This is a genomic window from Modestobacter marinus (genome assembly GCF_019799945.1).
In the GTDB taxonomy this organism is placed as follows: domain Bacteria; phylum Actinomycetota; class Actinomycetes; order Mycobacteriales; family Geodermatophilaceae; genus Modestobacter; species Modestobacter marinus_B.
In genome coordinates this window covers 104,729-127,862 of record NZ_JABGCH010000008.1, presented here as the reverse complement: position 1 = coordinate 127,862, position 23,134 = coordinate 104,729, and the positions used below count along the sequence as shown (strand labels likewise).

Genomic DNA, 23,134 nt, shown 5'->3' with positions numbered 1-23,134 from the left:
CAGGGCGCCCTCCACGGCGGCCGCCGCCGCGTCGAAGGCCGCGGCGTCCACGGGAGCAGCTGAGCTCGTCATCACCGGTCATCCTGCGCCGGGTCGTCCACCGGCACGAGCAAGCCCCCGCAGCCAACGAGCGCCGTCCCCGGCGGGCGGGGACGGCGCTCGTGACGTCCGGTTCAGCGACCCGCAGGGGTCACTTGAAGACGTCCTTCACCTTCTCGCCGGCCTGCTTCAGGCTGCCGGCGGCCTGGTCGTTCTTGCCCTCGGCCTGCAGATCGCGGTCGCCGGTGGCCTCGCCGACCTTCTCCTTGCCCTGGCCGGACACCTCCTGGGCCTTGTTCTTCATCTTGTCCATGCCACTCATGTCAGTCTCCTCGACTCGGGGGCCGTGCCCCGGTGGTACCCAGCCGGAGGACGTGGCACACCCGGGACGGACGCGGCGTCCGGGCGGCGCGCGGAACCCTGTGGTGGGTCGCCGGAAGGGCCGTAGTTCCTGCGGCTGTCGGGCCTCCCATCCGGGCAGTTTCCGTGCCCGCGCCGGTGGTCCTGAGCACAGGTCACGAAACGATGACGGACGTGGACTGCGGGTAACGGCTCTGCCTAGGGTTCGGCCGTCGCCTCCCTTCGACAGCGTCGTGCCAGCTGCCTGACAGGGGGTGCCATGGAGAACCCAAGTTCACCCGGCGATCCGGGGTCGCTCCGACCTGATCGTCCCCCCGCGCCCGCGGGTCGAGGAGGCAAGCAGACGTGAAGTTGAGCAAGCGCACCGCGATGCTGGTGGCCACCGGCGTCACCGGCGCGATGGTGCTGTCCGCCTGTGGCGGCGACAGCGACAGCGGGGGCGGCGAGTCCGCCAGCGGTGAGGGCCGCGTCGTCTTCGGCGAGGCCACCGACTGGCCGGAGAACCTCTTCCCGCTGATCTCCGCGGGCAACGCCACCTCGACCGCCGACATCGAGGCCGAGCTGCTGCCGCAGGCCTACGAGATCCAGCCGGACTTCACCGTCCAGTGGAACGACGAGTTCCTGACCGAGGAGCCCACCTCCGAGGTCGTCGGGGACAGCCAGACGGTCACCTACAAGATCAACCCGGACGCGGTGTGGAGCGACGGCACCCCGATCACGGCCGACGACTTCGAGTTCAGCTGGCGCATGCAGCGGTCCTCGGACCCGGCCGCGGGCGGGTGCCCGGCGCTGCTGAGCACCTCCGGCTACGACCAGATGACCGCCGTCGAGGGCGCGGACGAGGGCAAGACTGTCACCGTCACCTACTCGCCGCCGTTCGCCGACTGGCAGTCCTCCTTCGCCGGCAACAACAGCCCGGTGTTCCCGGCGCACCTCATGGACAAGGACACGCCCGAGGCGCTGTGCGAGTCCATCTCCACCGGCTGGCCGATCGCGGACGGCCTCCCCGGCGACATCTCCGGCGGTCCCTGGCAGCTGAAGAAGGAGAACATCAACGTCGGGCAGCAGATCGTCGTGCTCACCCCGAACGAGAACTACTGGGGCGAGAAGCCGCAGCTGGCCCAGCTGGTCATCCAGGGCATCGGCAACGACCCGACGACCGCCGTCCAGGGTCTGTCCAGCGGTGAGCTCAACGTGATCTACCCGCAGCCCCAGCTGGACCTGGTCGACCAGGTGCAGGGCCTCGAGCCGAACGTCACCAGCGAGATCAACTTCGGTCTGTCGTTCGAGCACCTGGACTTCAACACCACCGACCCGATCCTCTCCGACGTGAACGTCCGCAAGGCGTTCGCGCTGGCGCTGAACCGGCAGGAGATCGTCGACCAGACGGTCGGTCAGTTCTCCTCCGACGCCCAGGTGCTGAACAACCACATCTGGAAGAACAACCAGCCGGAGTACCAGGACAACGCGCCGGCCGAGTACAACGCCCCCGACCCCGAGGGTGCCAAGGCGCTGCTGCAGCAGTCCGGCTGGACGCCGGGCCCCGACGGCATCTTCACCAAGGGCGGCCAGCGGCTGTCGATCCGCGTCGACACCACCGCGAACAACCCGCTGCGCCAGACCACGATCGAGGTCATGATCCCGCAGCTGGCCGCGGCCGGCATCGAGGCGACGTTCAACGCCAACCCGGACATCTTCGCCGGCCCGGACAAGCCGACCAGCCTCATCGCCGGTGGGTTCCAGGCCGCCCTGTTCGCCTGGGTGGGCAACCCGTTCGTCTCCTCGCAGCCGCCGATCTACCAGCAGGTGGTGGGTGACGCGGTGGGCCAGAACTACTCCCGCATCGGCACCCCGGAGATCGACGCGCTGTTCGACCAGCTCATGGTGACCCCGGAGCGCGAGCAGCAGGTCGCGATCACCAACCAGATCGACTCCCTGCTGTGGGAGCAGATGGGGACGCTGCCGCTGTACCAGAAGCCGACCTTCATCGCCTACACCAGCAACATCGAAGGCGTCGAGGACAACCCGACCCAGGCCGGGCCGCTCTGGAACGCCTCCACCTGGACGGTGCAGTGACCCCTCGGGTCAGCTGAGCACCCTCTGCGCACCACCCGGTCCGGTGCCGCCCCCACGGCGGCACCGGCCACCGGCGCCCACGGCCCCCGGTCCCCCCGGGGGCCGTGGGCGGTCCGGGAGCCATCCGCACGACCCGGGCGCCCCTCCGTGTCGGGGGCGCTGAACAGGTCGTTCCTCACCGGACGACGTCGTCCGTCGGCGTAAGGTCACCGCATGCTTTTCTTCACGATCCGGCGCATCCTCGCGTCGGTCCTCGTGTTGCTCGTCAGCTCGTTCCTCGTCTTCGCGCTCTGCGCCGCGAGCTTTGATCCGCTGTCGAACTACTACAACCTCAACCCCCGGCCGCCGCAGGCGTTCTTCGACAACCTGCGCGAGCAGCTGGGCCTGAACGACAACTTCTTCGTCCGGTACTGGAACTGGCTGTCCGGGGCCCTCACCGGCGACTTCGGGACGACGGTCAACGGCACCCCGGTCGCCGACCAGCTCGGCACCCGGCTGATGGTGACCGGCCGGATGATCGTCGCCGCGGTGATCATCGCGGTGATCCTGGCCATCGTGATCGGCGTGATCGGCGCGGTCCGCCAGTACAAGGCTTCCGACTACGTCTTCACCTTCATCGCCTACCTGCTGATCGCGCTGCCGGTGTTCTGGTTCGCCGCGCTGCTCAAGGAGTTCGTGGCCGGCGGGATCAACGACCTGCTCGGCAGCCAGGTGCTGTACACGATCGGCGAGGAGACGCCGGGGCTGTCGTTGTACGCGTCCGGCTGGGAGCTGTGGTCCGACCGGTTGGGTCACCTCGTGCTGCCGACGATCAGCCTGGCGCTGCTGTCCTTCGCCGCCTGGAGCCGCTTCCAGCGCGCGGCCATGCTCGACGTGCTCGGCTCGGACTACATGCGCCTGGCCCGGGCCAAGGGTCTCACCTACCGCCGGACCGTGCTCAAGCACGGGCTCCGCAACGCGCTGATCCCGCTCACCACCGTCGTGGCCCTGGGCATCGGCACGCTGTTCGGCGGCGCGATCATCACCGAGACGGTCTTCGTCTGGCACGGGATGGGGGAGTACCTGATCCAGGACGGCATCAGGAACAACGACACCAACGTCGTGCTCGGCTGGCTGCTGGTCAGCGCCGCCTTCGTCGTGGTGTTCAACCTGGTCGCCGACCTCCTCTACGCGGTGCTCGACCCGCGCATCCGGCTCTCCTGAGCCGCAGCTCTCCAGGAAGAAGGAGTTCATGGCCACGACCCAGGCCACTCCGGACAGCACCGGCGGGGTGCTGCCCGCGGTGCCCGGCACCCCGCAGGGCGGCGGCGGGGTGCAGCGCGAGTTCGGTGTCAAGGCGCGCAGCCAGCGCCAGCAGATCGTCCGGCGCTTCCTGCACAACAAGGTCGGGATGGCCGGCCTGGTGATCTTCGTGCTGATGGTGCTGTTCGGGTTCGTCGGCCCCTTCGTCCACGGCATCGACTACGGCAGCCAGAACGCGCAGGCGCAGTCCGTGTCGCCGGGCACCGCCGGCTACCTGCTGGGCAGCGACGAGATCGGCCGGGACCTGCTGGCCGGGCTGATGCAGGGCGTGCAGCGCTCGCTGTTCATCGTGCTGCTGTTCGTGGTCATCGCCCTGCCGCTCGGGCTGCTGGTGGGGGCCCTGGCCGGCTACTTCGGCACGTGGGTCGACAGCCTGCTCATGCGCGTGGTGGACCTGATCCTCACGGTGCCGCTGCTGGTCGTGCTGATCGTCGTGGCCAGCAACTTCCCCGGGTCCCGCACGCCGCTGGGGGTCGGCATCATCCTCGGCCTGTTCGGCTGGCTGGACCTCGCGCGGATCGTCCGCAGCCAGTTCCTCTCCCTGCGGGAGAAGGAGTACGTGGAGGCCGCGCACTCGCTGGGTGCCTCCGACGTGCGGATCATCTTCAAGCACCTGATCCCGAACGCGCTGGGCTCGCTCATCGTCTGGACGACGCTGGCGGCGGCCACCGCGATCATCCTCGAGGCGTCGCTGACCTACCTCGGCTTCGGCGTCAACGGGGCCAACCAGACCTCGCTGGGCCGCCTGGTCTCCGACGGGGTGCAGGCCGCGAGCACGCGACCCTGGCTCTTCTACTTCCCGGGCATCACCCTGCTGATCATCGTGCTGTCGATCAACCTGATCGGCGACGGGATCCGGGACGCCTTCGACCCGAGCAACCGCCGCGTGCGGGCCTGACGGCACTGATCACGAGGAGTTCCATGTCCATCGGGACCTCGGGCCCCGGCGCGTCCGCGACCGGTGCCAGCTCCCTCGGCACGCTGAGCAGCGGGCGGTCCACCAGCCTGCGCGGCTTCGACGTGTCCGCCCCGCTGCTGGAGGTCACCGACCTCAACGTGCAGTTCCCCAGCGAGGACGGGCTCGTCCACGCGGTCCGCGGCGTCGACTACACCCTCCGCTCCGGGGAGGTGCTCGGCATCGTCGGTGAGTCCGGCTCCGGCAAGTCGGTCACGTCGCTGGCCGTGATGGGCCTGCTGCCGGGCAACGCCCGGGTCACCGGATCGGTGCGGTACCGCGGCCAGGAGCTGCTCGGCCAGACCGACCGCAGCATGTCGCGGGTGCGCGGCAAGGGCGTCTCGATGATCTTCCAGGACCCGATGACGTCCCTGGACCCGGTGTACCGGGTGGGCGCCCAGATCGAGGAGACGCTGCGCACGCACGACCGGTCGCTGTCGTCGCAGGCGGCCGAGGCCCGCGCGGCCGAGCTGCTGGAGCTGGTCGGCATCCCGAACGCCCGGGAACGGGTGCGGTCCTTCCCGCACGAGTTCTCCGGCGGCATGCGACAGCGCGTCGTCATCGCCATCGCCATGGCCAACCAGCCGGACGTGATCATCGCCGACGAGCCGACGACGGCGCTGGACGTCACCGTGCAGGCGCAGATCCTGGAGGTGCTGCAGACCGCGCTCGAGGAGACCGGCGCGGCGATGGTCATGATCACCCACGACCTGGGCGTGGTCGCCGGCATCGCCGACCGCGTGCTGGTCATGTACGCCGGGCGGCCGGTCGAGGTCGGCAGCGTCGAGGACATCTACTACGAGCCGCGGATGCCCTACACGCTCGGCCTGCTGGGCTCGCTGCCCCGGTTGGACGCCAGCACCCGCGAGCGGCTGACCCCGATCGTCGGCTCGCCGCCGTCCCTGCTGAGCATGCCGCCGGGGTGCCCGTTCGCGCCGCGCTGCCCGCTGCACGTGCCGCAGTGCGACGAGGCCGAGCCGCCGCTGCTCGAGGTCGGTCCCGGGCACAGCGCCGCCTGCATCCGCACCGAGCAGGTGGAGCGGGCCCACGGGCACGCGGCGGAGGTCTTCAGCGAGACCGCCGCGGACACCCTCCTGGCCGGGGAGTCGCTGCCGGCCGACTACACCGTGGGCGAGGGCGCGCGCGACGCGTCGTCCCCGGGCGCACCCCTCGCCGACCAGCCCGAGCCGGCCGCCACCGGGCCGGGCGCCGGCAGCGACACCGGCAGCGTGGTCTCCGACCACCGCCCCACGAACGGAGACCGGGCATGAGCGCCCCCACCACCGACCGCGCCGACGGCCCGGTCCGCCGCGGCGAGCCGATCCTCTCGGTGCGCGGCCTGGAGAAGCACTTCCCGATCAAGGGCGGCGGGCTGATCAAGCGCACCGTCGGTGCGGTGCGGGCCGTCGACGGGGTCGACCTGGACCTCTATCCGGGCGAGGTGCTCGGCCTGGTCGGCGAGTCCGGCTGCGGCAAGTCGACCACCGGCCGGGCGATCCTGAACCTGCAGCCGGCCACCGGCGGCTCGGTGAAGTTCGAGGGCCGGGAGCTGGTGGGGCTGTCCCGCAAGCAGATGCGCCCGCTGCGCCGGGACATCGCGCTGGTGTTCCAGGACCCGTACGCCTCGCTCAACCCGCGGCTGCCGGTCTTCGACATCGTGGCCGAGCCGCTGGTGATCCACGGCCTCACCAAGGACGACGCCGAGCTGCGCAACCGGGTCCGCGAGCTGGTCGAGACGGTCGGGCTGAACCCCGAGCACACCAACCGGTACCCCGCCGAGTTCTCCGGCGGCCAGCGGCAGCGCATCGGCATCGCCCGGGCGCTGGCGCTGCAGCCGAAGGTCCTGGTTCTCGACGAGCCGGTCTCCGCGCTGGACGTGTCGATCCAGGCAGGGGTGATCAACCTGCTCGAGGACCTGAAGAACGACCTGGGCCTCAGCTACCTGTTCATCGCCCACGACCTGTCGGTGGTGCGCCACATCTCCGACCGGGTCGCGGTCATGTACCTCGGCCGGATCATCGAGGTGGCGGAGCGGGACGAGCTGTTCGAGCGGCCGGCCCACCCCTACACCCAGGCGCTGCTGTCGGCGATCCCGCTGCCCGATCCGCGTCGGGAACGCGCGCGGCAGCGGATCATCATCTCCGGGGACGTGCCGAGCCCGGCGAACCCGCCGTCGGGCTGCCGCTTCCGCACCCGCTGCCAGAAGTTCGCCCACGTCCTCACCGACGCGCAGCGGCAGAAGTGCATCGACGAGGACCCGCAGCTGGCCGACCGCGGTGCCGGCCACCTGAACGCCTGCCACTACGCCGAGGCCACCCGCGTCATCTGAGCGCTCCCGCCCGGTCGGACACCCCCGCCCGGGTGATCGGGCGGGGTCGGCGAGGATGTCCGGGTGACCGCGGACCGCCGACTGCTGCTCGTGCACGCCCATCCCGACGACGAGACGATCAACAACGGCGCCAGCATGGCCCGCTACGTCGCCGAGGGGACGGCCGTCACCCTGCTCACCTGCACCCTCGGTGAGGAGGGCGAGGTGCTGGTGCCGGAGCTGGCCCAGCTCGCCGCCGACCAGGCCGACCAGCTCGGCGGGTACCGGATCGGTGAGCTCGCCGCCGCGATGGCTGCCCTCGGGGTCACCGACTGGCGGTTCCTCGGCGGCGCCGGCCACTTCCGCGACTCCGGGATGATGGACACCCCGGCCAACGACAAGCCCCGCGCGTTCTGGCGGGCCGACCTGGCAGAGGCCGTGGCGCACGCGGTCGCCGTCGTGCGGGAGGTGCGGCCCCAGGTCGTGGTCACCTACGACGAGAACGGCGGCTACGGCCATCCCGACCACATCCAGGCGCACCGGGTCGCGATGGGCGCGGTCGAGACCGCCGCCGACCCGGGCTACCGGCCCGACCTGGGCGAGCCTTGGACCGCGGCGAAGGTCTACTGGACCGCCATGCCGCGCTCGGTGGTGCAGGCCGGCATCGAGGCGATGGCCGCGCTGGGGGAGGGCTCGCCGTTCGAGGGGCTCGGCGACCTCGACGACGTCCCGTTCATCGTCCCCGACGACGTCGTGACCACCGCGGTCGACGGCCGGGCGTACGCCGGCCAGAAGGACGCGGCGATGCGCGCCCACCCGACGCAGATCATGGTCGACGGCCCGTTCTTCGCGCTGTCGAACAACCTGGGCCAGGAGGTCATGGGCACCGAGTACTACCGGCTGGTGCGCGGCGAGCGCGGGCCGGGCGCCGGTCCGCACGGCTGGGAGGACGACCTTTTCGCCGGCCTGTCCTGATGCGTGCCCTGCGGCTGCTCGGCTGGGCGGTGGCGGCCGTCGTCGTCGCCGCCTGGCTGGCGCTGGTGGAGGTCTTCTGGCTGCCGTGGCGGCTGGCCGGGATCCCCGTCCCGGTCTCGATCGTCGCCGCGGTGGTGGGCAACCTGCTGCTCGTCGACGCCGCCCGGCGGCTGTCGGGGTCCCGGCTGGTGGCCGCGCTGCCGGCGGTCGTGTGGCTGGTCATCGCGGTGGCGGGGGCGATGCGCCGTCCCGAGGGCGACCTGCTGCTGCCGGGCGGGGACACGGTCACCTCGACGCTCTCGCTGGCGTTCCTGCTGCTCGGCGTCGTGGCGGCGGCGTTCGCGGTCGGCCGGGCCCTGGGCGGCCCGGTGCCGCGCCCGCAGGTCAGCCCACCCGGCGCCGGTAGTGGTACCGGTGGTGCTCGATGAGGCCGGCCCGCCGGTAGAGGGCCCGCGCGGCGGTGTTGCCCGCGGTCACCTGCAAGTAGAGCGAGTGCGCGCCGCGGTCGACCGCCCAGGCCCGGAGCCCGGCCATGACGGCGGTGGCCAGACCCTGCCGGCGTTGCTCCTCGGCGACGGTCACCGCGGTCACCCCGAGCCAGCCGTCGGTGAGCACCCCGCGGCCGACCGCGGCGAGCGGCGCCGGCGCGGGGGTCAGCCGGACCGAGGCGAACACGACGTCCTGGGCGTTCGTGAGCACCCGGGCGGCGACCGGGGGCAGCTCCGCGCCGCGGTACCGGTAGCCGGCCAGCCAGGCGTCGTCCGGCGCGGGCGCGAGGTGCACCGGGACGCCGTCCAGCTGCCCCCGGACGAGGGGACCGGTCAGCACGAGGACGTCCTCGTCGCGGGCCCAGCCGGCGGCGGCGAGGGCCGCGTCGGCGGCCCGGGAGGCGACGCCGGGGAGCTGCGCGCACGGCTGCAGTCCTCGCTCGTCGTACCAGCGGGCGACGGCCGCGACGGCCTCCGGCAGCGGCCGGCCCGGGTCCCCGACGACGAGGGCGGAGTTCGCCCGGCCGGTGAAGCCGCCGGCCGCGCGCAGCAGCCAGTCGCCCAGCCGGTCCTCCTCCAGTGCCCGCCACCCGCGGGCGGCGACGAGCTCGAGGTCGGCGACGCCGAGCGGCGAGCGTCTCTGTCCCATGCCGCGATCCTGCGGGGCGGGGATCCGCGGGCGGCCGGTGGGGTGTGCGGAGCGACCCGTCGCGCTGGCGGGGAGGACGACGGGTGATACTAGGGAAGATCGATCCCCGCCCTGGTCCGGCCAGGGGAGCAGCCCGCCAGCACGTCCCGGAGGAACCCGTGACCTACGTCATCACCCAGGCCTGTGTCGACGTCCTCGACAAGGCGTGCATCGACGAGTGTCCGGTGGACTGCATCTACGAGGGCGAGCGGATGCTCTACATCCACCCCGACGAGTGCGTGGACTGCGGCGCCTGCGAGCCGGTCTGCCCGGTGGAGGCCATCTACTACGAGGACGACGTCCCGGACAAGTGGAAGGACTTCTACAACGCCAACGTGGAGTTCTTCTCCGACCTGGGCAGCCCCGGCGGCGCGGCCAAGACCGGGAAGATCGCCAAGGACCACCCGCTGGTCGCCGCCCTGCCGCCGCAGGGCGAGGCGCACTGACCACGGGCGGGTCGGCCTCTCCCCGCCGGCTCCCCGACTTCCCCTGGGACTCCCTCGGAGCGGCCCGTGCCCGGGCCGCGCAGCACCCGGGCGGGGTCGTCGATCTGTCGATCGGCACGCCGGTCGACAGCACGCCCGAGCTGCTCGCCGCGGCGCTGGCCGGTGCCGGGGACGCCCCCGGCTACCCGACGGCGCTGGGGACGGCGGAGCTCCGGCGCACCGCCGCCGCCTGGCTGTCCCGCCGGCTCGGGGTGGAGCTCGCCGACCCGCTGGGCGCCGACCCCTCGGTGGTCCCCACGGTCGGCTCCAAGGAGCTCGTGGCCCTGCTGCCCACGCTGCTGGGCCTGCACCGTGGCACCGTGCTGATCCCGGAGGTCGCCTACCCCACCTACGAGGTGGGCGCGGTCGTCGCCGGGCTCGCCGTGGTCCGGACGGACACCCCACCGACCGATCCGGGCGACGCCGTCCTGGTCTGGCTCAACTCCCCGGGCAACCCGCACGGCCGGGTGCTCACCGACGAGCAGCTGGGCGCGTGGGTGACGTGGGGACGGGCGCACGGGGTGCCGGTCGTCGCGGACGAGTGCTACATCGAGCTGGGCTGGGACGTCGCTCCCCGCTCGCTGCTGCACCCCGACATCGCCGGGCCCGACCACCGCGGCCTGCTCGCGGTGCACTCGCTGTCCAAGCAGTCGACCGCCGCCGGCTACCGCGCGGGGCTGCTGTCGGGTGACCCGGCGCTGGTCCGCCGGGTGTGGGAGGTCCGCCGTCACCTCGGGTTGCTCGTGCCCACGCCGGTGCAGGCGGCGATGGTCGCCGCTCTGGGCGACGACGAGCACGTCGAGCGGCAGCGCGAGCGGTACGGCCGCCGGCGCGACCGGCTGGCCGCCGCGGTGCGGGCCGCCGGCGCGCGGATCGACCACTCGGAGGCCGGGCTCTACCTGTGGGTGACCCGGGACGAGGACTGCTGGACGACGATCGACTGGCTCGCCGAGCGGGGCGTCGTGGCGGCGCCGGGCACCTTCTACGGCCCGGCGGGGGCGAGGCACGTCCGGATGGCGTTGACCGCGACCGACGAGCGGGTCGACGCTGCTGTCCAGCGCCTGGCCGGTTGAGGCTATACACGCACCGTAGCCTTTTGTGCTTAGCGTGTAGCGACGCGCTCGAATTGTTTCGGGTTCAACCGTCCCGTTCAGCTGTTTGAACGCGCTGTCCGCCGGATCCCCGGCAGGCGCCCTCTTACGGTCCTGACGTCGCGTGACCCAACGGGGGTCGGCTGTCATCGAGGATCCGCACACACATGTCTCCTGCTCGTCCTGCCGCCGCGTCCTTCTCGGCGTTCCGGTCCCCGAGGCGCGTCGCCGCCGGCCTGGCCATCTCGGCGTTCGTGGGCGGGCTCGGTGTCCTCAGCCCCGCGGTCGCCGACGCGGCGCCCGCCAGCGGCATCTGCAACGGCGTGGTCAACCAGCTGGCGCACCGCGGAGCGGTGCAGGAGAACCTCCTCAAGGCCGCCGCGAAGAAGAACGCGGACCAGCTCGCTCAGCTGCAGACGGAGCGGGCCACCCTGCAGGCCCAGGCGGACGCCCTCGCCGGGCAGATCGCCGACGTCGACGCGGCCCTGGCCGACCTCGAGGTGCAGGGCACTCAGCTCGACACCGACATCGCGGCCGTCCAGCAGCAGCTGGACGCGCTCACCGAGCAGGAGAAGGCCACGACCGCTGCCGTGGCGGCCGCCCAAGGGCAGCTCGCCGGGCTCCAGACGCAGCGCACCGCCGTCCAGGACCAGCTGACCCCGCTGCAGCAGCAGCTCCAGGCGGTTCAGGACGAGCGGCAGGACCTCGTCGCCCAGGCCGGGCAGCTGTCGTCGGACATCGAGGCCGCGCGTGCCCTGGCCGCCACCGCCGGCGAGCAGCTCCGCGCCCTGCAGACCACCGGCGACCAGGCCGCGGCCGCGTTCGCCGAGGCGCAGGCGGCCGTCCGGGGCGGGGAGGGTGAGCTGGCGGACCTGCAGCAGGTCGCCGACGCCGCCGCGGCCGCCGTGGACGAGGCGCAGCAGGCGGTCACCGACGCGGAGTCCGAGCTGGCCCGGCTGGCGACCGACGAGACGGCCGCGCAGGCCGACGTGGACGCCGCGCAGGCAGCGCTCGACGACGCCGACGCGCGGCTGACGACCCTGCAGCGCGAGGCGGACGACGCCGAGGCCGCCGTCGTCGCCGAGCAGACGCGGATCAGCGCGGCGGAGCGGGAGCTGACGTCGCTGCAGGCGGACACGAAGGCCGCCGCCGACGCCCTCGCCGCCAAGCAGGCGGAGATCGCCCAGGCCGAGTCCGGGCTGCCGGCGCTCGAGGCCCAGCAGCGGAAGGCCGCCGACGCCGTCGCCGCCAACGCCGCGGCGATCACCACGGTGAACGACCAGATCGCCGCGCTCCAGCGGCAGCTGACCACCGCGACCGCGGCCGTCACGGCCAAGCAGGCCGAGCTCACCAGGGCGCAGGGTGAGCTCGCCACGCTGCAGGCCGGCAAGACCAAGCTCGAGACCGAGATCGCCGACCTGACCAAGCAGATCGACGCCATCAACGGCAACGGCGCGGCCAAGCGGGCGCTGCAGGACCAGCGCACCGCCAAGCAGGCGGAGCTGACCACGGTCAACCAGCAGCTCACGGCCAAGACCGCGCAGATCACCACGCTGCAGAACGACTTCAAGGCACTGCAGGACCAGGTCGCCTCGCTGAACGCCCAGCTGCTGGCCAAGCAGACCGCCAGCAGCGACCTGCAGAAGCAGGCCGCTCCGCTGCAGGCTGCGCTGACCGACGCCACCGCCGCCGTCACGGCCGAGCAGGCCCGGATCGCCACGCTGCAGGGCCAGCTGCCCGCTCTGCAGTCCGCCGTCACCTCGGCCAACGGTGCGGTCGCCGGCAAGCAGAGCGAGCTCAGCACGCTCCAGGCGCAGCTGCCCGGGCTGCGGTCCGCGGTCGACACGGCCGCGGCCAAGGTCGTCGCACAGCAGGCCGTGGTCGCCGACCTCGAGCGCCAGCTGACCACCGCCAAGACCGGCCTCGACGCCCTGAAGAAGAAGGTCAGCGACCAGAAGACCGTCCTCGCCTCGGCGCAGAGCGCGCTGACGAAGGCGCAGGGCGCCCTCACCTCGGCGACCGCCGCGGTGGAAGCCAAGAAGCTGGACCTGGCGACGCTCCAGGCCCGGGCGCGGACGGCGCAGGCTGCCCTGGACGCCGCGAACGCGGCGGTGACCGACGAGCAGGCCGAGCTGGCCGCCCTCAACGGTCAGGTCGACGGACTCGTCGCCCAGCTCGCCGACCTCAACAGCCGGATCACCGCCACGGAGGGGGAGGTCCTGGCGCTGCAGGGTCAGGTCGCTCCGCTGCTGGCCGAGCTCGACCAGCTCAACGGCGGCGTCAGCAGCACGGAGGCCCAGCTGGCCACGTTGCAGGGCCAGCTGACGTCGCTGGACACCCACCTCACCGGCGCGCAGGCCACGCTGCGGGACCTGGAGGCGCAGAAGAAGGCGAACAAGGACGCGATCGCCGCCCAGAAGGTCACGGTCAACCAGCTCGAGGACCGGGTCGGCGCCGTCCAGAAGGAGATCAGCGCCCTGGACGGCCAGATCGCGCTCGGCGGCTGCGTCGCCTGAGCGAGCGGGACGGACCGGGCGGGCAGGGGGCCGATGACCACCTGCCCGCCCGACCCGTGTCCGCCCTGGTGCGTGACGCCGCACGGCGAGCTCGCCGGGGAGGACGACCGGGTCCACGTCGGGGAACCCGTCGTGATCGCGGACGGCGTCCTGGCGCGGCCCTGCATGTCCGTCGAGCCCGGTACGGGGACGACCGACGGCCCCTACGTGCTGATCGGGTCGACCGAGTGCACCCCGGCGGAGGCGGAGGCCCTCGGGAGGGCGCTCATCGCGATGGCCAGGGCCGGTGCGGTCACCCGCCCCGCAGCACCTGGAAGGCGCTCTCCCGGTCCTTGACCCGGAGCTTCCGCAGCACGGTGGAGACGTGCACCCGGACCGTGGTGGGCGAGACGAACAGCCGCCGGGCCACGTCCTCGGTGGCCAGGCCCTCGCCGAGCAGCTCCATCACCTCCCACTCCCGGGGGCTGAGCTTGGCCGCCGCGGCCGAGCGGCGCCGGAACCGCGGCCGCGCCGGGTCCCGGAACTCCGCGAGGATGCGGGTGACCAGCGACGGGGGCATGGCCGCCTCGCCGGCGAGCACGCCCCGCAGCGCACCGGGCAGCTCCTGCGGGTCGCCGTCCTTCAGCAGGTAGCCCGCCGCTCCGGCGCGCAGCGAGTCGAACAGGTCCTCGTCCGCGCGGGACTGGGTGAGCATCACGATCGCGGTGTGCGGCAGTGCCCGGCTCAACCGCCGGGCGGCCTGGATGCCGCTACCGGGCATGTGCACGTCGAGCAGGACGACGTCCGGCCGGTGCTCCAGGGCCAGCTGCACCGCCTCGTCGGCCGTGGCGCCTTCCGCGCACACCTCGCACCCACCGGCCTCGAGCGCCTCCCGGACCCGACCGCGGACGCGCGCGTGGTCGTCGGCGATCAGGATCCGCACCCGGTCGTCGGCTACCACCTGACCGTCACCACGCTCCCCCTCCCGGGTGCGGCCCGGACCTCCAAGGAGCCGGGGAGCGCGCGGGCGCGCTCCCGCATGCTGGTCAAGCCGTAGCCGCCGCTCCCTGCGGTGACCGCGGCCACGTCGAACCCCGTGCCGTCGTCGCGCACGGCCAGCCTGCTGCCTGCCGGGTCATTGCTCAATTGGACGCTGATCCGCCGGGCACGTCCGTGCCGCACGGCGTTGGAGACGGCCTCCCGCGCGATCCGCACGAGGGCGTGCCGCTGGTCGGGGCGGGCGTCGACGGCGTCGTCCAGGTCGACCTCCAGATCGACCTGGTACCGGCGCGACAGCTCCTCCGCCGCCCGGTGCAGGACCAGGCCCAGGGGCTCGTCGGCGGTGCGGCCGAGCGCCTGGACGGCGGTCCGTGCCTCGTCGAGGGCGCGGTCGCAGGCGCTCGTGATCCGGTCCCGGGCAACCACCGTGGCGGGCAGGGCGGAGCTCTCGGCGCGGATGTACGCGAGCTCCTGGAGGAGCCCGTCGTGCAGTTCGCGGGCCAGCCTCCGGCGGTCCTCCAGCACTGCTGCGTCGGCGCGCAGCCGCCAGTAGGACTCGATCTCGCGGACCGCACCGACCAGCAGGCACAGGTAGAAGCCCAGCCGCAGCGCGTCGCCGCTGTAGACGTAATCGGAGTAGATCGAGGGGAAGAGGAAGTAGTGCACCCGCGCTGCAGCGGCCAGCACGCAGCCGGCGGCGAGCCAGCGGAGCAGGTCGTCGCCCCCGGCCGGCCGGGCCTGCCGGACCAGGGCCACGGCGGCGACGCCGTAGAGGACGGCGCCCAGCGCCTGCGCGGCCAGGACCGCGGGGTGGGCCACGAGCTGGGGGCTGGTCGCGTCGCCGATCGGTGCGGACAGCTCGACCAGCGGGGAGAGCTGCTCGCCCCGGACGACGCCCAGCGTGCCCGCGCCGATGACGAGGGCGGCCACGGCCCCGGTGAGCGACCGGGCCTGGCGCCGTCCCGCTCGCGCCGTCCGGGGGACGAGCGCGGCCACCGCCAGCAGGAGAGTGCCGAGCAGGCGGACCGGGACGGCTCCCCAGTGGCTGGCGTCCTCCACGGCGGCGGAGACGGCGGAGGGCAGCGCGGTGAGCGCGAGGTTGGCGAGTGCGACGACCAGCAGACCGAGCGTGAGCAGCAGCTCCTGGGTCCGGGCGCTCTGCCTGTACCGGCCGTACAGGAGGAAGGCGACGAGCAGGGCGACGACGGCGTTGGCCGTCTCCAGCACCACGTGGAGGGTCGGTGCCCGGTAGGCGAACCGCAGGTCCGGGATGGTGACCACGGCGAGGGTGAGCGCGGTGGCGACCGCTGCGGCCGCGCAGCTGAGGCGCGCAGGCCGGGGCAGCACCGCCCGACCCCCCGTGGCCGTCATGCGCGGAGACTAACCACCACGTGAGCACACCCAGCCGGCCGCCCGGTGGTCCGCCCTCGGAAGGGTGACCGGCGGGTCAGCCGGCGACCTCGAACCGCAGCGGTGCGAGGGCGGTGCCGGGGGCGGGCGTCCACCCGTCGGCCGGCGTCCACCGCCAGCCGTCCGCGGTCACCCGGGTGAGCCCGAGCCGCTCGGCCTGGGCGACGGCCCAGGTGCCCCCGGGCCGGCCGGCCGCCGCGTCGACCTCCACCACGCCGTCCGGACCGACGGTGGCGGGCACCCCCAGCTGAGCGGTGGCGGCGGCGGCGACGGCGGCCGGGTCGCCGCCGCCGGCCGTGGAGGGGGCGCAGGCGAGCGCGCCGGCCTCGGTCGAGTACAGGGCGCCGGTGAGCGTCACCGCCATGGTCTCCCACTGCTGGTAGGCCTCGGGGAAGCCGCTGCGCTGCACTCGCTGAGCGACCTCGGTGAGCCGACTGATCTCCCAGCCCGGCACGCGCACGAGACCGTCGTAGAACTTCCCGGCGGCGTACACCGGGTCCTGCACCTGCGCCTCGCTGCCCCAGCCCTGCGACGGGCGCTGCTGGAACAGCCCGAGGGAGTCGCGGTCGCCGTAGTCGAGGTTCCGCAGCCGGGACTCCTGCTGGGCCGTGGCCAGGGCGATCACCGTCGCCCGCGGCGGCAGGCCCCGGGTGCGGGCGACCGCGGCGATCGTGGCGGCGTTCGCGGCCTGCTCGGTGGTGACGGTCAGGTCGGAGCCGCGGACGGCGCAGGTGCCGGCGAGCACGCTGGGTCCCTGCTCCGGGCGGGTGTGCCAGAGCCACACGCCGACGCCGACGAGCAGGACCACCAGGAGCAGGGCGCGGCCGGACCCGCCGCGCTCCTGGCGCCGCGGGGGCTTCCGGCGCGCGGGCGGGCGACCGGACCGGGCGGGTGGCCGGCGGGCCGGGGGGCGACCGGACCGGGCAGGTCGCTGCCGGGTCGCCGTGCGGGTGGTCGCCATCACGCCGATGGTAGGTGGGGCTCCTGTGCCGGACCTGCAACGACGACCGTGGGCAGGCTCACCCGGCGCGCCGTAGCCTCCCGACGACGCCGGGGCCCGCCCGGTGCCGCGCACGGACAGGAGACCGCATGCCCGCCGCCGTCCCGTTGCTCCCCGGGATCGTCGCCACCGACGTGCCCACCGCCCGGCTCACCCAGCAGGTGCTGCACCCGGCAGGGCTCGACCCGTCCGGCGGTGAGGCGCTGCTCTTCGTGCACGGCAACGTCAGCTCGGCGGCGTTCTGGCAGCCCCAGCTGCTGACCCTGGACCCGCGCTGGCGCCCGCTCGCCGTCGACCTGCGCGGCTACGGGGGGACCGAGCCGCTGCCGATCGACGCCCGCCGGGGCCCGGGCGACTGGTCCGACGACCTGTCGGCTCTGGTCGACGCACTGGACCTGGAGCGGGTGCACCTGGTCGGCTGGAGCTTGGGGGCCGGCGTCGTCCTGCGGTTCCTGCTCGACCGTCCCGAGGCCGTCGCCTCGGTCGCCCTGGTGGCGCCGGTGTCGCCCTACGGCTTCGGCGGGACGGCGGGGGCCTCCGGCCGGCCGATCCACCCCGACGGCACCGGCTCGGGCGGTGGCGCCGCGAACCCCGCGTTCGTGGCGGCCCTCGCCGCGGGCGACGCGACGGCGGACACCCCGGTCAGCCCCCGGTCGGTGCTGCGCGCCCACTACGTCGCGCCGGGGTCGCTGCCGCTGGACCCGCAGCTCGAGGACGTCTTCGTCGCCGCGATGCTCAGCACCCGGACCGGCCCCGACCACTACCCGGGCGACGGGGTGCCCGTGGACGCCTGGCCGGGCATGGCGCCGGGGGAGCGGGGCGTGCTCAACACGATGGCGCCCACGGTGCACGACCTGTCGGGGATCACCGAGCTGGCCCGCAAGCCGCCGGTCCTGTGGGTGCGCGGCGAGCTGGACCCCATCGTCTCCGACGCCTCCGCCTACGACCTGGCGTACCTCGGCTCGCTGGGCGCGGTGCCCGGGTGGCCGGGCGCGGAGGCCTTCCCGGCCCAGCCGATGATCACCCAGACCCGCGCGGTGCTCGACCGCTACGCCGCCAGCGGGGGCAGCTACCGCGAGGTGCTGATGCCCGGGGTGGGTCACTCACCGCACGTCGAGCGGCCTGAGGAGTTCGCCCTGGCGCTGGTCGAGCACCTCACCCACCCGGCGGCCGCGCCGTCCAACACCCCCGAGACGCCCAGCCCCGACGACCTCCGCATCTGAAGCGGGCCCCCTTGCAGGGGGGCCCGCTTCAGTTCGCGTGCAGGGCGGCGTTCAGGGCGCCCCAGTCGCCGTCCCGGGGAACGGCCTCGAGCGCGCCGCTCACCGAGTTGCGGCGGAACAGCAGCCCGTCGCGGCCGGAGAGCTCTGCCGCCTTCACCAGGGAGCCGTCCGGCAGCGTGACCTTGGAGCCGGCGGTCACGTAGCACCCCGCCTCGACCACGCACCGGTCGCCGAGGGAGATCCCGATGCCGGCGTTGGCGCCGAGCAGGCAAGCCGTCCCGATCGAGATGACCTGCTTCCCACCGCCGGAGAGGGTGCCCATGATCGACGCGCCGCCGCCGATGTCGGAGTCCGCGCCGACGACGACGCCCGCGCTGATCCGGCCCTCCACCATCGACGGGCCCAGGGTGCCGGCGTTGAAGTTGACGAAGCCCTCGTGCATGACCGTGGTGCCCTCGGCCAGGTGGGCGCCCAGCCGCACCCGGTCTGCGTCGGCGATCCGCACCCCCGACGGGACGACGTAGTCGACCATCCGCGGGAACTTGTCGACCCCGAAGACGGTGAGGTGCCCGGTGGCGCCCCGCAGCCGCCCGCGGACGGCGTCCAGCTCCGTCGCGAGCACCGGTCCCGCGCTGGTCCAGGCCACGTTGGCGAGCAGGCCGAAGACGCCGTCCAGGTTCACCCCGTGCGGGCGGACGAGCCGGTGCGAGAGCAGGTGCAGCCGCAGCCAGACGTCGTACGTGTCGACCGGCGGCTGGGACAGGTCGGCGATGGTGGTGGCGACGCCGATGACCTGCACCCCACGGGCGTCGTCGGTGCGCACCAGCCCGGAGTGGTCCGGCCCGAGAAGACCCTCGAGTTCGAGCACGCCGAGCCGCTGGGTGCCGCTCTCGCCCTGGTCGGCGGAGCTGAGCGACGGCCGGGGGAACCAGGTGTCCAGCACGGTGCCGTCGGCGGTCACGGTGGCCAGGCCGACGCCGTTGGCGCCGGTCGTCTCTGCTGCGGTGGTCACGGACGTCGAGGCTACCCAGCGGCCGGAGCTGCAGGCGGGCTGCAGGGGCCCGGCCCGAGCGTCAGCGAGGGCGGGGCAGTCGAGGTCCTCCCACCCCGCGTTCATGTGAGGGCTCGGGTGGCGCACCGGTGCGCCGGCGGCCCGGCACTTAGGCTCGGCAGGTGTGAGCGCCCCCGCCGAGCCGGCTCCCGAGCTGGACCTGACCGCCGACGTCCTGACCCTGACCAGGGCGCTGGTCGACGCGCCCTCGGTGTCGGGCAGCGAGGGTCCGCTCGCCGACGCGGTGGAGGGCGCGCTGCGGCAGCTCGGCGGCCTGGACGTCGAGCGCGTCGGCGACACCGTGCTCGCCCGGACCAGCCTCGACCGGCCGACCCGGATCGTGCTGGCCGGCCACCTGGACACCGTGCCGATCGCCGGCAACCTGCCCAGCTGGATCGACACCGTCGACGGCGAGGACCGGCTCTACGGCTGCGGCACCAGCGACATGAAGGCCGGCGACGCGGTGATGCTGCGGCTCGCCGCCCGGTTCGGCGTGCCCGGCGCGCAACCGGCCCGCGACCTCACGTTCGTCTTCTACGACAACGAGGAGGTGGAGGCGGTCCGCAACGGCCTGGGCCGGGTGGCCCGGGAGCGGCGCGGCTGGCTCTACGGCGACCTGGCGATCCTGCTGGAGCCGACCGACGGTGTGGTCGAGGGCGGCTGCCAGGGCACGCTGCGCGTCGTGCTGACCGTTCCGGGGAAGCGCGCCCACAGCGCCCGGTCGTGGCTGGGCGTCAACGCCGTCCACGGGGCCGCGGGCATCCTCGGCACGCTCGCCGGCTACGCCGCGCGGGAGGTGGAGATCGACGGCCTGCTGTACCGCGAGGGTCTCAACGCCGTGCGGATCGAGGGCGGGGTGGCGGGCAACGTCGTCCCCGACGAGTGCCGGGTGACGGTCAACTTCCGGTACGCCCCCGACCGCGACGAGGACCAGGCCGAGGCACACGTCCGCGAGGTCTTCGCCGACGCGCTGGCCGCCGGGGTCACCCTGGAGGTCACCGACTCCTCCGGTGGCGCGCTGCCCGGGCTGTCCGAGCCGGCCGTCGCCGCGTTCGTCGCCGCCACGGGGCAGCCGGCCCGGGCGAAGCTCGGCTGGACCGACGTCGCCCGGTTCGCCGCCTTCGGCATCCCGGCACTCAACTACGGCCCCGGCGACCCGAACCTGGCGCACAAGGCCGACGAGCACGTCCGCCTCGACCGGCTCCAGCCGGCCGAGGACGCCCTGATCGCCTACCTCAGCGGGAGTGACGCATGAGCAGCACCAACGGCACCGGCCGGCGCCCACGGCCCACAAGGCACCGCGGGCCGGTCACCCTGCGCGGCGGCGAGCCGGACCCGCAGGAGCGGGGGACGACGACCGACCAGCGGCTGCTGGACCAGCGTGGCCCGACCGACTGGGTGCACGCCGACCCGTGGCGGGTGCTCCGCATCCAGAGCGAGTTCGTCGAGGGCTTCGGGCTGCTCGCGGAGCTCCCGCGCGCGGTCAGCGTGTTCGGCAGCGCCCGCACGCCGCGGGACTCCGAGCACTACCGGACCGGCGTGGAGATCGGCGCCGCCCTGTCCGAGGCCGGCTACGCGGTGATCACCGGTGGCGGCCCGGGGGCGATGGAGGCGGCCAACAAGGGGGCCTCCGACGCCGGTGGCCTGTCGGTCGGGCTCGGCATCGAGCTGCCGTTCGAGCAGGAGCTCAACGAGTGGGTCGACGTCGGCATCAGCTTCCGCTACTTCTTCGTGCGCAAGACGATGTTCGTGAAGTACGCGCAGGCCTTCGTCATCCTGCCCGGCGGCTTCGGCACCCTCGACGAGCTGTTCGAGGCGCTGACGCTGGTCCAGACCCGCAAGGTCACCCGCTTCCCGGTGATCCTCTTCGGCTCGTCCTACTGGTCCGGGCTGGTCGACTGGATCCGCGACACCCTGGTTGAGGCGGGCACGGTCAGCGCCGCGGACATCGACCTGCTGCACGTCACCGACGACGTCGACGAGGCGGTCGCGCTCATCCGGGAGGCGGAGTCCGCCCGCGTCGCCGAGCCCGGCGGCATGCGGCTGCGGCCGGCCCAGGGCCTGCCCGCCGCGGACGAGTCGGTGCCGTCGGCCACGGTCGACGACTGACGTGTCCGCCGTCGCCTTCGTCATCGGCCTGCTGCTCGTCGGGGGCCTGCTCTTCCTCGGCGCGTCGCTGCTGCTGGGACGGGGCGAGACGCAGCCGCCGGCCGAGGCTGACCGCTCGCCCGTCGAGCTGCCCGAGGACCGGCCGGTGGTCGGGGACGACGTCCGCGCGCTGCGCATCTCGGTCGCCGTCCGCGGGTACCGGATGACCGAGGTCGACTGGCTGCTGGAGCAGTTCGCCGCGGTGCTCGACGAGCGGGACGCCGAGATAGCGACGCTGCGGGGCGAGCTCGCTCGCCGTCCGGCGCCGGTCGTCGACGTGGACCAGGACACCGACCCGGGGACCACCCCGGCCGGGGCGGGCGAGCGCGGTACGGAGGGGGAGGGGCGCGGTGCCTGAGCTCGTGGAACAGGTCGAGGTCGACGCGCCGCCGGAGCGGGTGTGGGCGGCGCTGGTCGACTGGGACCGGCAGGGCGCGTGGATGCTGCTGACCGACGTGCGCAGCGACGACGAGACCGGCGGTCAGGGCGTCGGCGGGCGGCTGGCGGCGGTGACCGGGGTGAAGCTGCCCGGGGGCCGCCGGGTGGGCGTGCTGGACAGGATGCTGATCACCGAGTGGACGCCACCGCGGATCGTGCACGTCCGGCACACCGGCCGGGTGGTGCGCGGCACGGGCACCTTCGAGGTGCGGCCCCGCGGGGACGCGGCGTCGACGTTCGTCTGGACCGAGAGTCTCGACCTCCCGCTGGGGGTGCTCGGCCGGCTGGGCTGGCCGCTGGTGCGGCCGGTGATGGCCGCCGGGGTGCGGCTGTCGCTGCGGCGGTTCGCCGTGTTCGCCCGCGACCACCGGGGCTGACTCAGCCGGTGACGGCCGGCGCGGCCCGGGTGGCCTCCCGCGAGCGGTACCAGCCCAACCACAGCAGCCCGGCGACGAGCACGTGCACCACCGTGCCGCCGTGGTACATCAGCTGCGCCCCGGCCTCGGCGTGCAGTGTCCCGGCCGGCGGCTCGACGTACAGCCGCTTGGCCAGGACGTCGTGCGCCGCCGTCCCGGCGGCCAGGGCCACCGCCCGGGCGACCACCCCGCGGCGGTGCGGTGCGGGGTCGACCGCGAGGACGGCGGCGGTGGCCAAGCAGCCGGTGAGCAGCACGTGCCCGGTGACGAGCAGGTGCACCCCGGGCCGGTGCGCCGTCGCGCCGAGCAGCCCGGTGCCGTAGACGGCCCACAGCCCGGCGACGTTCAGCGCGGTGGCGACGAACGGGTCGGTGAGCAGCCGGAACGGACGGCTGCGGAGACCGCGGGCGAGCCGCCGGCCGGCCGGCACCGGCAGGGCCCGCAGCCCGAGCGTGACCGGCGCGGCGAGGACGAGGAGCACCGGCGCGACCATCCCGGCGAGCAGGTGCCCGGCCATGTGCGCGCGCAGGTCGCCGTGGGCGTCGGCCAGGGGGCCGGTGAGCGCCGCCGCCGCGCAGCCCAGGCCGGCCAGCCAGCTCGCCGTCCGCCGGGAGGGCCAGGGAGAGCGGCTGCGTCCGGTGGCGCCCAGGTACGCCACCGCGAGCAGCAGCAGGACCCCGAGCGCCAGGCCGGTCACCGGGTGGCCGCCGCCGACCTGCTCCGCCGCAGCAGGAGGACGCCGGCCAGCAGCAGGAGCACGCCGCCGGCCACCCACGTGACGTCGTAGCCGGTCAGGTCGACGCCGTAGCGGATCTGGTGCACGCGCAGCACCTTGTGGTCGACCAGCCCGTCGAAGGTCTGGAAGCCGCCGGCCCCGGCCAGCACCGCGCCCCACCAGCGGCGGGGTGCCCACACCCCGCGCCGGCGGGCGTCGGCCAGCAGGGCCAGCCCGGCCACCGTCGCCGACCAGGTCGCGGCGTGCAGGACGCCGTCGGAGACCAGCCCGACCGCGCCGGTGGACCGGTCGTAGAAGTGGTGCCAGTGCAGCAGCTGGTGGAAGACGATCTCGTCGACCGCGCCCATCGCGCCGGCGCCGAACAGCAGGCCGGCCACCAGCAGGCGGCGGTCCGGCGGTGCGGCGGTGGTCATGGGCCCTCCGGTGGGTCCCCGGCTCGCTGCCCACCGGC

23 protein-coding genes and 1 pseudogene are annotated in these 23,134 nt (G+C 73.9%); 16 read left to right on the top strand and 8 right to left on the bottom strand.

Annotated elements, in window-relative coordinates:
* Positions 1-190: 190 nt before the first annotated feature.
* A complete protein-coding gene (locus HK417_RS09965; protein WP_222265904.1) occupies positions 191-361 on the bottom strand; it encodes a CsbD family protein in 171 nt (56 codons plus the stop codon).
* A gap of 383 nt (positions 362-744) precedes the next feature.
* Here HK417_RS09965 and HK417_RS09960 point away from each other — a divergent pair, with 383 nt between their 5' ends.
* The 7 genes from HK417_RS09960 to HK417_RS09930 all read left to right on the top strand — a co-directional run bounded on the left by HK417_RS09960 (position 745) and on the right by HK417_RS09930 (position 8,443).
* Positions 745-2,475 (top strand): ABC transporter family substrate-binding protein, encoded by a 1,731-nt coding sequence (locus HK417_RS09960; RefSeq protein WP_222265902.1) that lies wholly within the window; start codon positions 745-747, stop codon positions 2,473-2,475.
* A gap of 213 nt (positions 2,476-2,688) precedes the next feature.
* Complete coding sequence (locus HK417_RS09955) at positions 2,689-3,678, top strand: ABC transporter permease (RefSeq protein WP_222265900.1); 990 nt, start codon at positions 2,689-2,691, stop codon at positions 3,676-3,678.
* Between the two features lie 28 nt (positions 3,679-3,706).
* Positions 3,707-4,675, top strand: coding sequence for an ABC transporter permease (locus tag HK417_RS09950; protein WP_222265897.1), 969 nt, complete (start codon positions 3,707-3,709; stop codon positions 4,673-4,675).
* A 23-nt stretch (positions 4,676-4,698) separates the two neighbouring features.
* Positions 4,699-6,003, top strand: a complete 1,305-nt coding sequence (locus HK417_RS09945; protein ID WP_222265896.1) for an ABC transporter ATP-binding protein — start codon at positions 4,699-4,701, stop codon at positions 6,001-6,003.
* Positions 6,000-7,061, top strand: a complete 1,062-nt coding sequence (locus HK417_RS09940) for an ABC transporter ATP-binding protein (protein WP_222265894.1) — start codon at positions 6,000-6,002, stop codon at positions 7,059-7,061. Before HK417_RS09945 ends, HK417_RS09940 begins: the two co-directional genes overlap by 4 nt.
* Positions 7,062-7,124: 63 nt before the next feature.
* Positions 7,125-8,015 (top strand): N-acetyl-1-D-myo-inositol-2-amino-2-deoxy-alpha-D-glucopyranoside deacetylase, encoded by an 891-nt coding sequence (mshB, locus tag HK417_RS09935; protein ID WP_222265892.1) that lies wholly within the window; start codon positions 7,125-7,127, stop codon positions 8,013-8,015.
* A complete protein-coding gene (locus HK417_RS09930) occupies positions 8,015-8,443 on the top strand; it encodes a hypothetical protein (RefSeq protein ID WP_222265890.1) in 429 nt (142 codons plus the stop codon). The genes mshB and HK417_RS09930 overlap by 1 nt, the downstream gene beginning before the upstream one ends.
* Here HK417_RS09930 and HK417_RS09925 read toward each other — a convergent pair.
* Positions 8,400-9,152, bottom strand: coding sequence for a GNAT family N-acetyltransferase (locus HK417_RS09925; RefSeq protein WP_222265888.1), 753 nt, complete (start codon positions 9,150-9,152; stop codon positions 8,400-8,402). The genes HK417_RS09930 and HK417_RS09925 overlap by 44 nt on opposite strands.
* Before the next feature lie 158 nt (positions 9,153-9,310).
* Here HK417_RS09925 and fdxA point away from each other — a divergent pair, with 158 nt between their 5' ends.
* From fdxA to HK417_RS09905, 4 genes and pseudogenes are all read left to right on the top strand, one after another.
* Positions 9,311-9,637 carry a ferredoxin gene (fdxA, locus tag HK417_RS09920; RefSeq protein ID WP_222265886.1) on the top strand — a complete coding sequence of 109 codons (327 nt, stop codon included), beginning with the start codon at positions 9,311-9,313 and terminating at the stop codon, positions 9,635-9,637.
* On the top strand, positions 9,634-10,749 hold the full coding sequence (gene dapC, locus HK417_RS09915; RefSeq protein ID WP_222266014.1) for a succinyldiaminopimelate transaminase: 1,116 nt from the start codon (positions 9,634-9,636) through the stop codon (positions 10,747-10,749). Before fdxA ends, dapC begins: the two co-directional genes overlap by 4 nt.
* Before the next feature lie 185 nt (positions 10,750-10,934).
* Positions 10,935-13,283: a hypothetical protein gene (locus HK417_RS09910; protein ID WP_222265884.1), complete on the top strand. Its 2,349-nt coding sequence runs from the start codon at positions 10,935-10,937 to the stop codon at positions 13,281-13,283.
* A gap of 27 nt (positions 13,284-13,310) precedes the next feature.
* Positions 13,311-13,619: pseudogene (locus HK417_RS09905) on the top strand (DUF6907 domain-containing protein); the annotation flags it as partial.
* On the opposite strand, the gene HK417_RS09900 reads toward HK417_RS09905, so the two are convergent.
* The 3 genes from HK417_RS09900 to HK417_RS09890 all read right to left on the bottom strand — a co-directional run bounded on the left by HK417_RS09900 (position 13,576) and on the right by HK417_RS09890 (position 16,632).
* Complete coding sequence (locus tag HK417_RS09900; RefSeq protein ID WP_308123485.1) at positions 13,576-14,223, bottom strand: response regulator transcription factor; 648 nt, start codon at positions 14,221-14,223, stop codon at positions 13,576-13,578. The pseudogene HK417_RS09905 and the gene HK417_RS09900 sit on opposite strands and share 44 nt — an antisense overlap.
* On the bottom strand, positions 14,217-15,632 hold the full coding sequence (locus HK417_RS09895) for a sensor histidine kinase (protein WP_222265880.1): 1,416 nt from the start codon (positions 15,630-15,632) through the stop codon (positions 14,217-14,219). Before HK417_RS09895 ends, HK417_RS09900 begins: the two co-directional genes overlap by 7 nt.
* Before the next feature lie 76 nt (positions 15,633-15,708).
* The gene (locus tag HK417_RS09890; RefSeq protein WP_222265878.1) at positions 15,709-16,632 is read right to left on the bottom strand and encodes a hypothetical protein; all 924 of its coding nucleotides are present in this window, start codon (positions 16,630-16,632) and stop codon (positions 15,709-15,711) included.
* Positions 16,633-16,760: 128 nt separating this feature from the next.
* On the opposite strand from HK417_RS09890, the gene HK417_RS09885 reads away from it, so the two are divergent.
* A complete protein-coding gene (locus HK417_RS09885; protein ID WP_222265876.1) occupies positions 16,761-17,894 on the top strand; it encodes an alpha/beta fold hydrolase in 1,134 nt (377 codons plus the stop codon).
* Between the two features lie 28 nt (positions 17,895-17,922).
* Here HK417_RS09885 and dapD read toward each other — a convergent pair whose 3' ends face one another.
* The gene (gene dapD / locus HK417_RS09880) at positions 17,923-18,906 is read right to left on the bottom strand and encodes a 2,3,4,5-tetrahydropyridine-2,6-dicarboxylate N-succinyltransferase (RefSeq protein WP_308123484.1); all 984 of its coding nucleotides are present in this window, start codon (positions 18,904-18,906) and stop codon (positions 17,923-17,925) included.
* A gap of 163 nt (positions 18,907-19,069) precedes the next feature.
* On the opposite strand from dapD, the gene dapE reads away from it, so the two are divergent.
* From dapE to HK417_RS09860, 4 genes are read left to right on the top strand one after another with little or no spacing between them, the layout of a single operon-like run.
* Positions 19,070-20,200: a succinyl-diaminopimelate desuccinylase gene (gene dapE / locus HK417_RS09875; RefSeq protein ID WP_222265872.1), complete on the top strand. Its 1,131-nt coding sequence runs from the start codon at positions 19,070-19,072 to the stop codon at positions 20,198-20,200.
* On the top strand, positions 20,197-21,054 hold the full coding sequence (locus HK417_RS09870; RefSeq protein ID WP_222265870.1) for a TIGR00730 family Rossman fold protein: 858 nt from the start codon (positions 20,197-20,199) through the stop codon (positions 21,052-21,054). Before dapE ends, HK417_RS09870 begins: the two co-directional genes overlap by 4 nt.
* Before the next feature lies 1 nt (position 21,055).
* On the top strand, positions 21,056-21,451 hold the full coding sequence (locus tag HK417_RS09865; RefSeq protein ID WP_222265868.1) for a DivIVA domain-containing protein: 396 nt from the start codon (positions 21,056-21,058) through the stop codon (positions 21,449-21,451).
* The gene (locus HK417_RS09860) at positions 21,444-21,908 is read left to right on the top strand and encodes an SRPBCC family protein (RefSeq protein WP_222265866.1); all 465 of its coding nucleotides are present in this window, start codon (positions 21,444-21,446) and stop codon (positions 21,906-21,908) included. The genes HK417_RS09865 and HK417_RS09860 overlap by 8 nt, the downstream gene beginning before the upstream one ends.
* A gap of 1 nt (position 21,909) precedes the next feature.
* Here the strand turns inward: HK417_RS09860 and HK417_RS09855 are convergent, their stop codons facing one another.
* Positions 21,910-22,644, bottom strand: a complete 735-nt coding sequence (locus HK417_RS09855; protein ID WP_308123483.1) for a cytochrome c oxidase assembly protein — start codon at positions 22,642-22,644, stop codon at positions 21,910-21,912.
* Entirely contained in the window at positions 22,641-23,096 is a 456-nt protein-coding gene (locus HK417_RS09850; RefSeq protein WP_222265864.1) for a DUF2243 domain-containing protein, read from the bottom strand. Before HK417_RS09850 ends, HK417_RS09855 begins: the two co-directional genes overlap by 4 nt.
* Between the last annotated feature and the right edge of the window lie 38 nt (positions 23,097-23,134).

Bases quoted from the DNA above. Each gene is read 5' to 3' on its own strand.
- HK417_RS09870 (WP_222265870.1), top strand. From the start codon at position 20,197: ATGAGCAGCACCAACGGCACCGGCCGGCGCCCACGGCCCACAAGGCAC.
- HK417_RS09965 (WP_222265904.1), bottom strand. From the start codon at position 361: ATGAGTGGCATGGACAAGATGAAGAACAAGGCCCAGGAGGTGTCCGGC.
- HK417_RS09950 (WP_222265897.1), top strand. From the start codon at position 3,707: ATGGCCACGACCCAGGCCACTCCGGACAGCACCGGCGGGGTGCTGCCC.
- HK417_RS09850 (WP_222265864.1), bottom strand. From the start codon at position 23,096: ATGACCACCGCCGCACCGCCGGACCGCCGCCTGCTGGTGGCCGGCCTG.
- HK417_RS09925 (WP_222265888.1), bottom strand. From the start codon at position 9,152: ATGGGACAGAGACGCTCGCCGCTCGGCGTCGCCGACCTCGAGCTCGTC.
- HK417_RS09945 (WP_222265896.1), top strand. From the start codon at position 4,699: ATGTCCATCGGGACCTCGGGCCCCGGCGCGTCCGCGACCGGTGCCAGC.
- HK417_RS09955 (WP_222265900.1), top strand. From the start codon at position 2,689: ATGCTTTTCTTCACGATCCGGCGCATCCTCGCGTCGGTCCTCGTGTTG.
- HK417_RS09910 (WP_222265884.1), top strand. From the start codon at position 10,935: ATGTCTCCTGCTCGTCCTGCCGCCGCGTCCTTCTCGGCGTTCCGGTCC.
- HK417_RS09885 (WP_222265876.1), top strand. From the start codon at position 16,761: ATGCCCGCCGCCGTCCCGTTGCTCCCCGGGATCGTCGCCACCGACGTG.
- HK417_RS09895 (WP_222265880.1), bottom strand. From the start codon at position 15,632: ATGACGGCCACGGGGGGTCGGGCGGTGCTGCCCCGGCCTGCGCGCCTC.
- HK417_RS09890 (WP_222265878.1), bottom strand. From the start codon at position 16,632: ATGGCGACCACCCGCACGGCGACCCGGCAGCGACCTGCCCGGTCCGGT.
- HK417_RS09930 (WP_222265890.1), top strand. From the start codon at position 8,015: ATGCGTGCCCTGCGGCTGCTCGGCTGGGCGGTGGCGGCCGTCGTCGTC.
- HK417_RS09940 (WP_222265894.1), top strand. From the start codon at position 6,000: ATGAGCGCCCCCACCACCGACCGCGCCGACGGCCCGGTCCGCCGCGGC.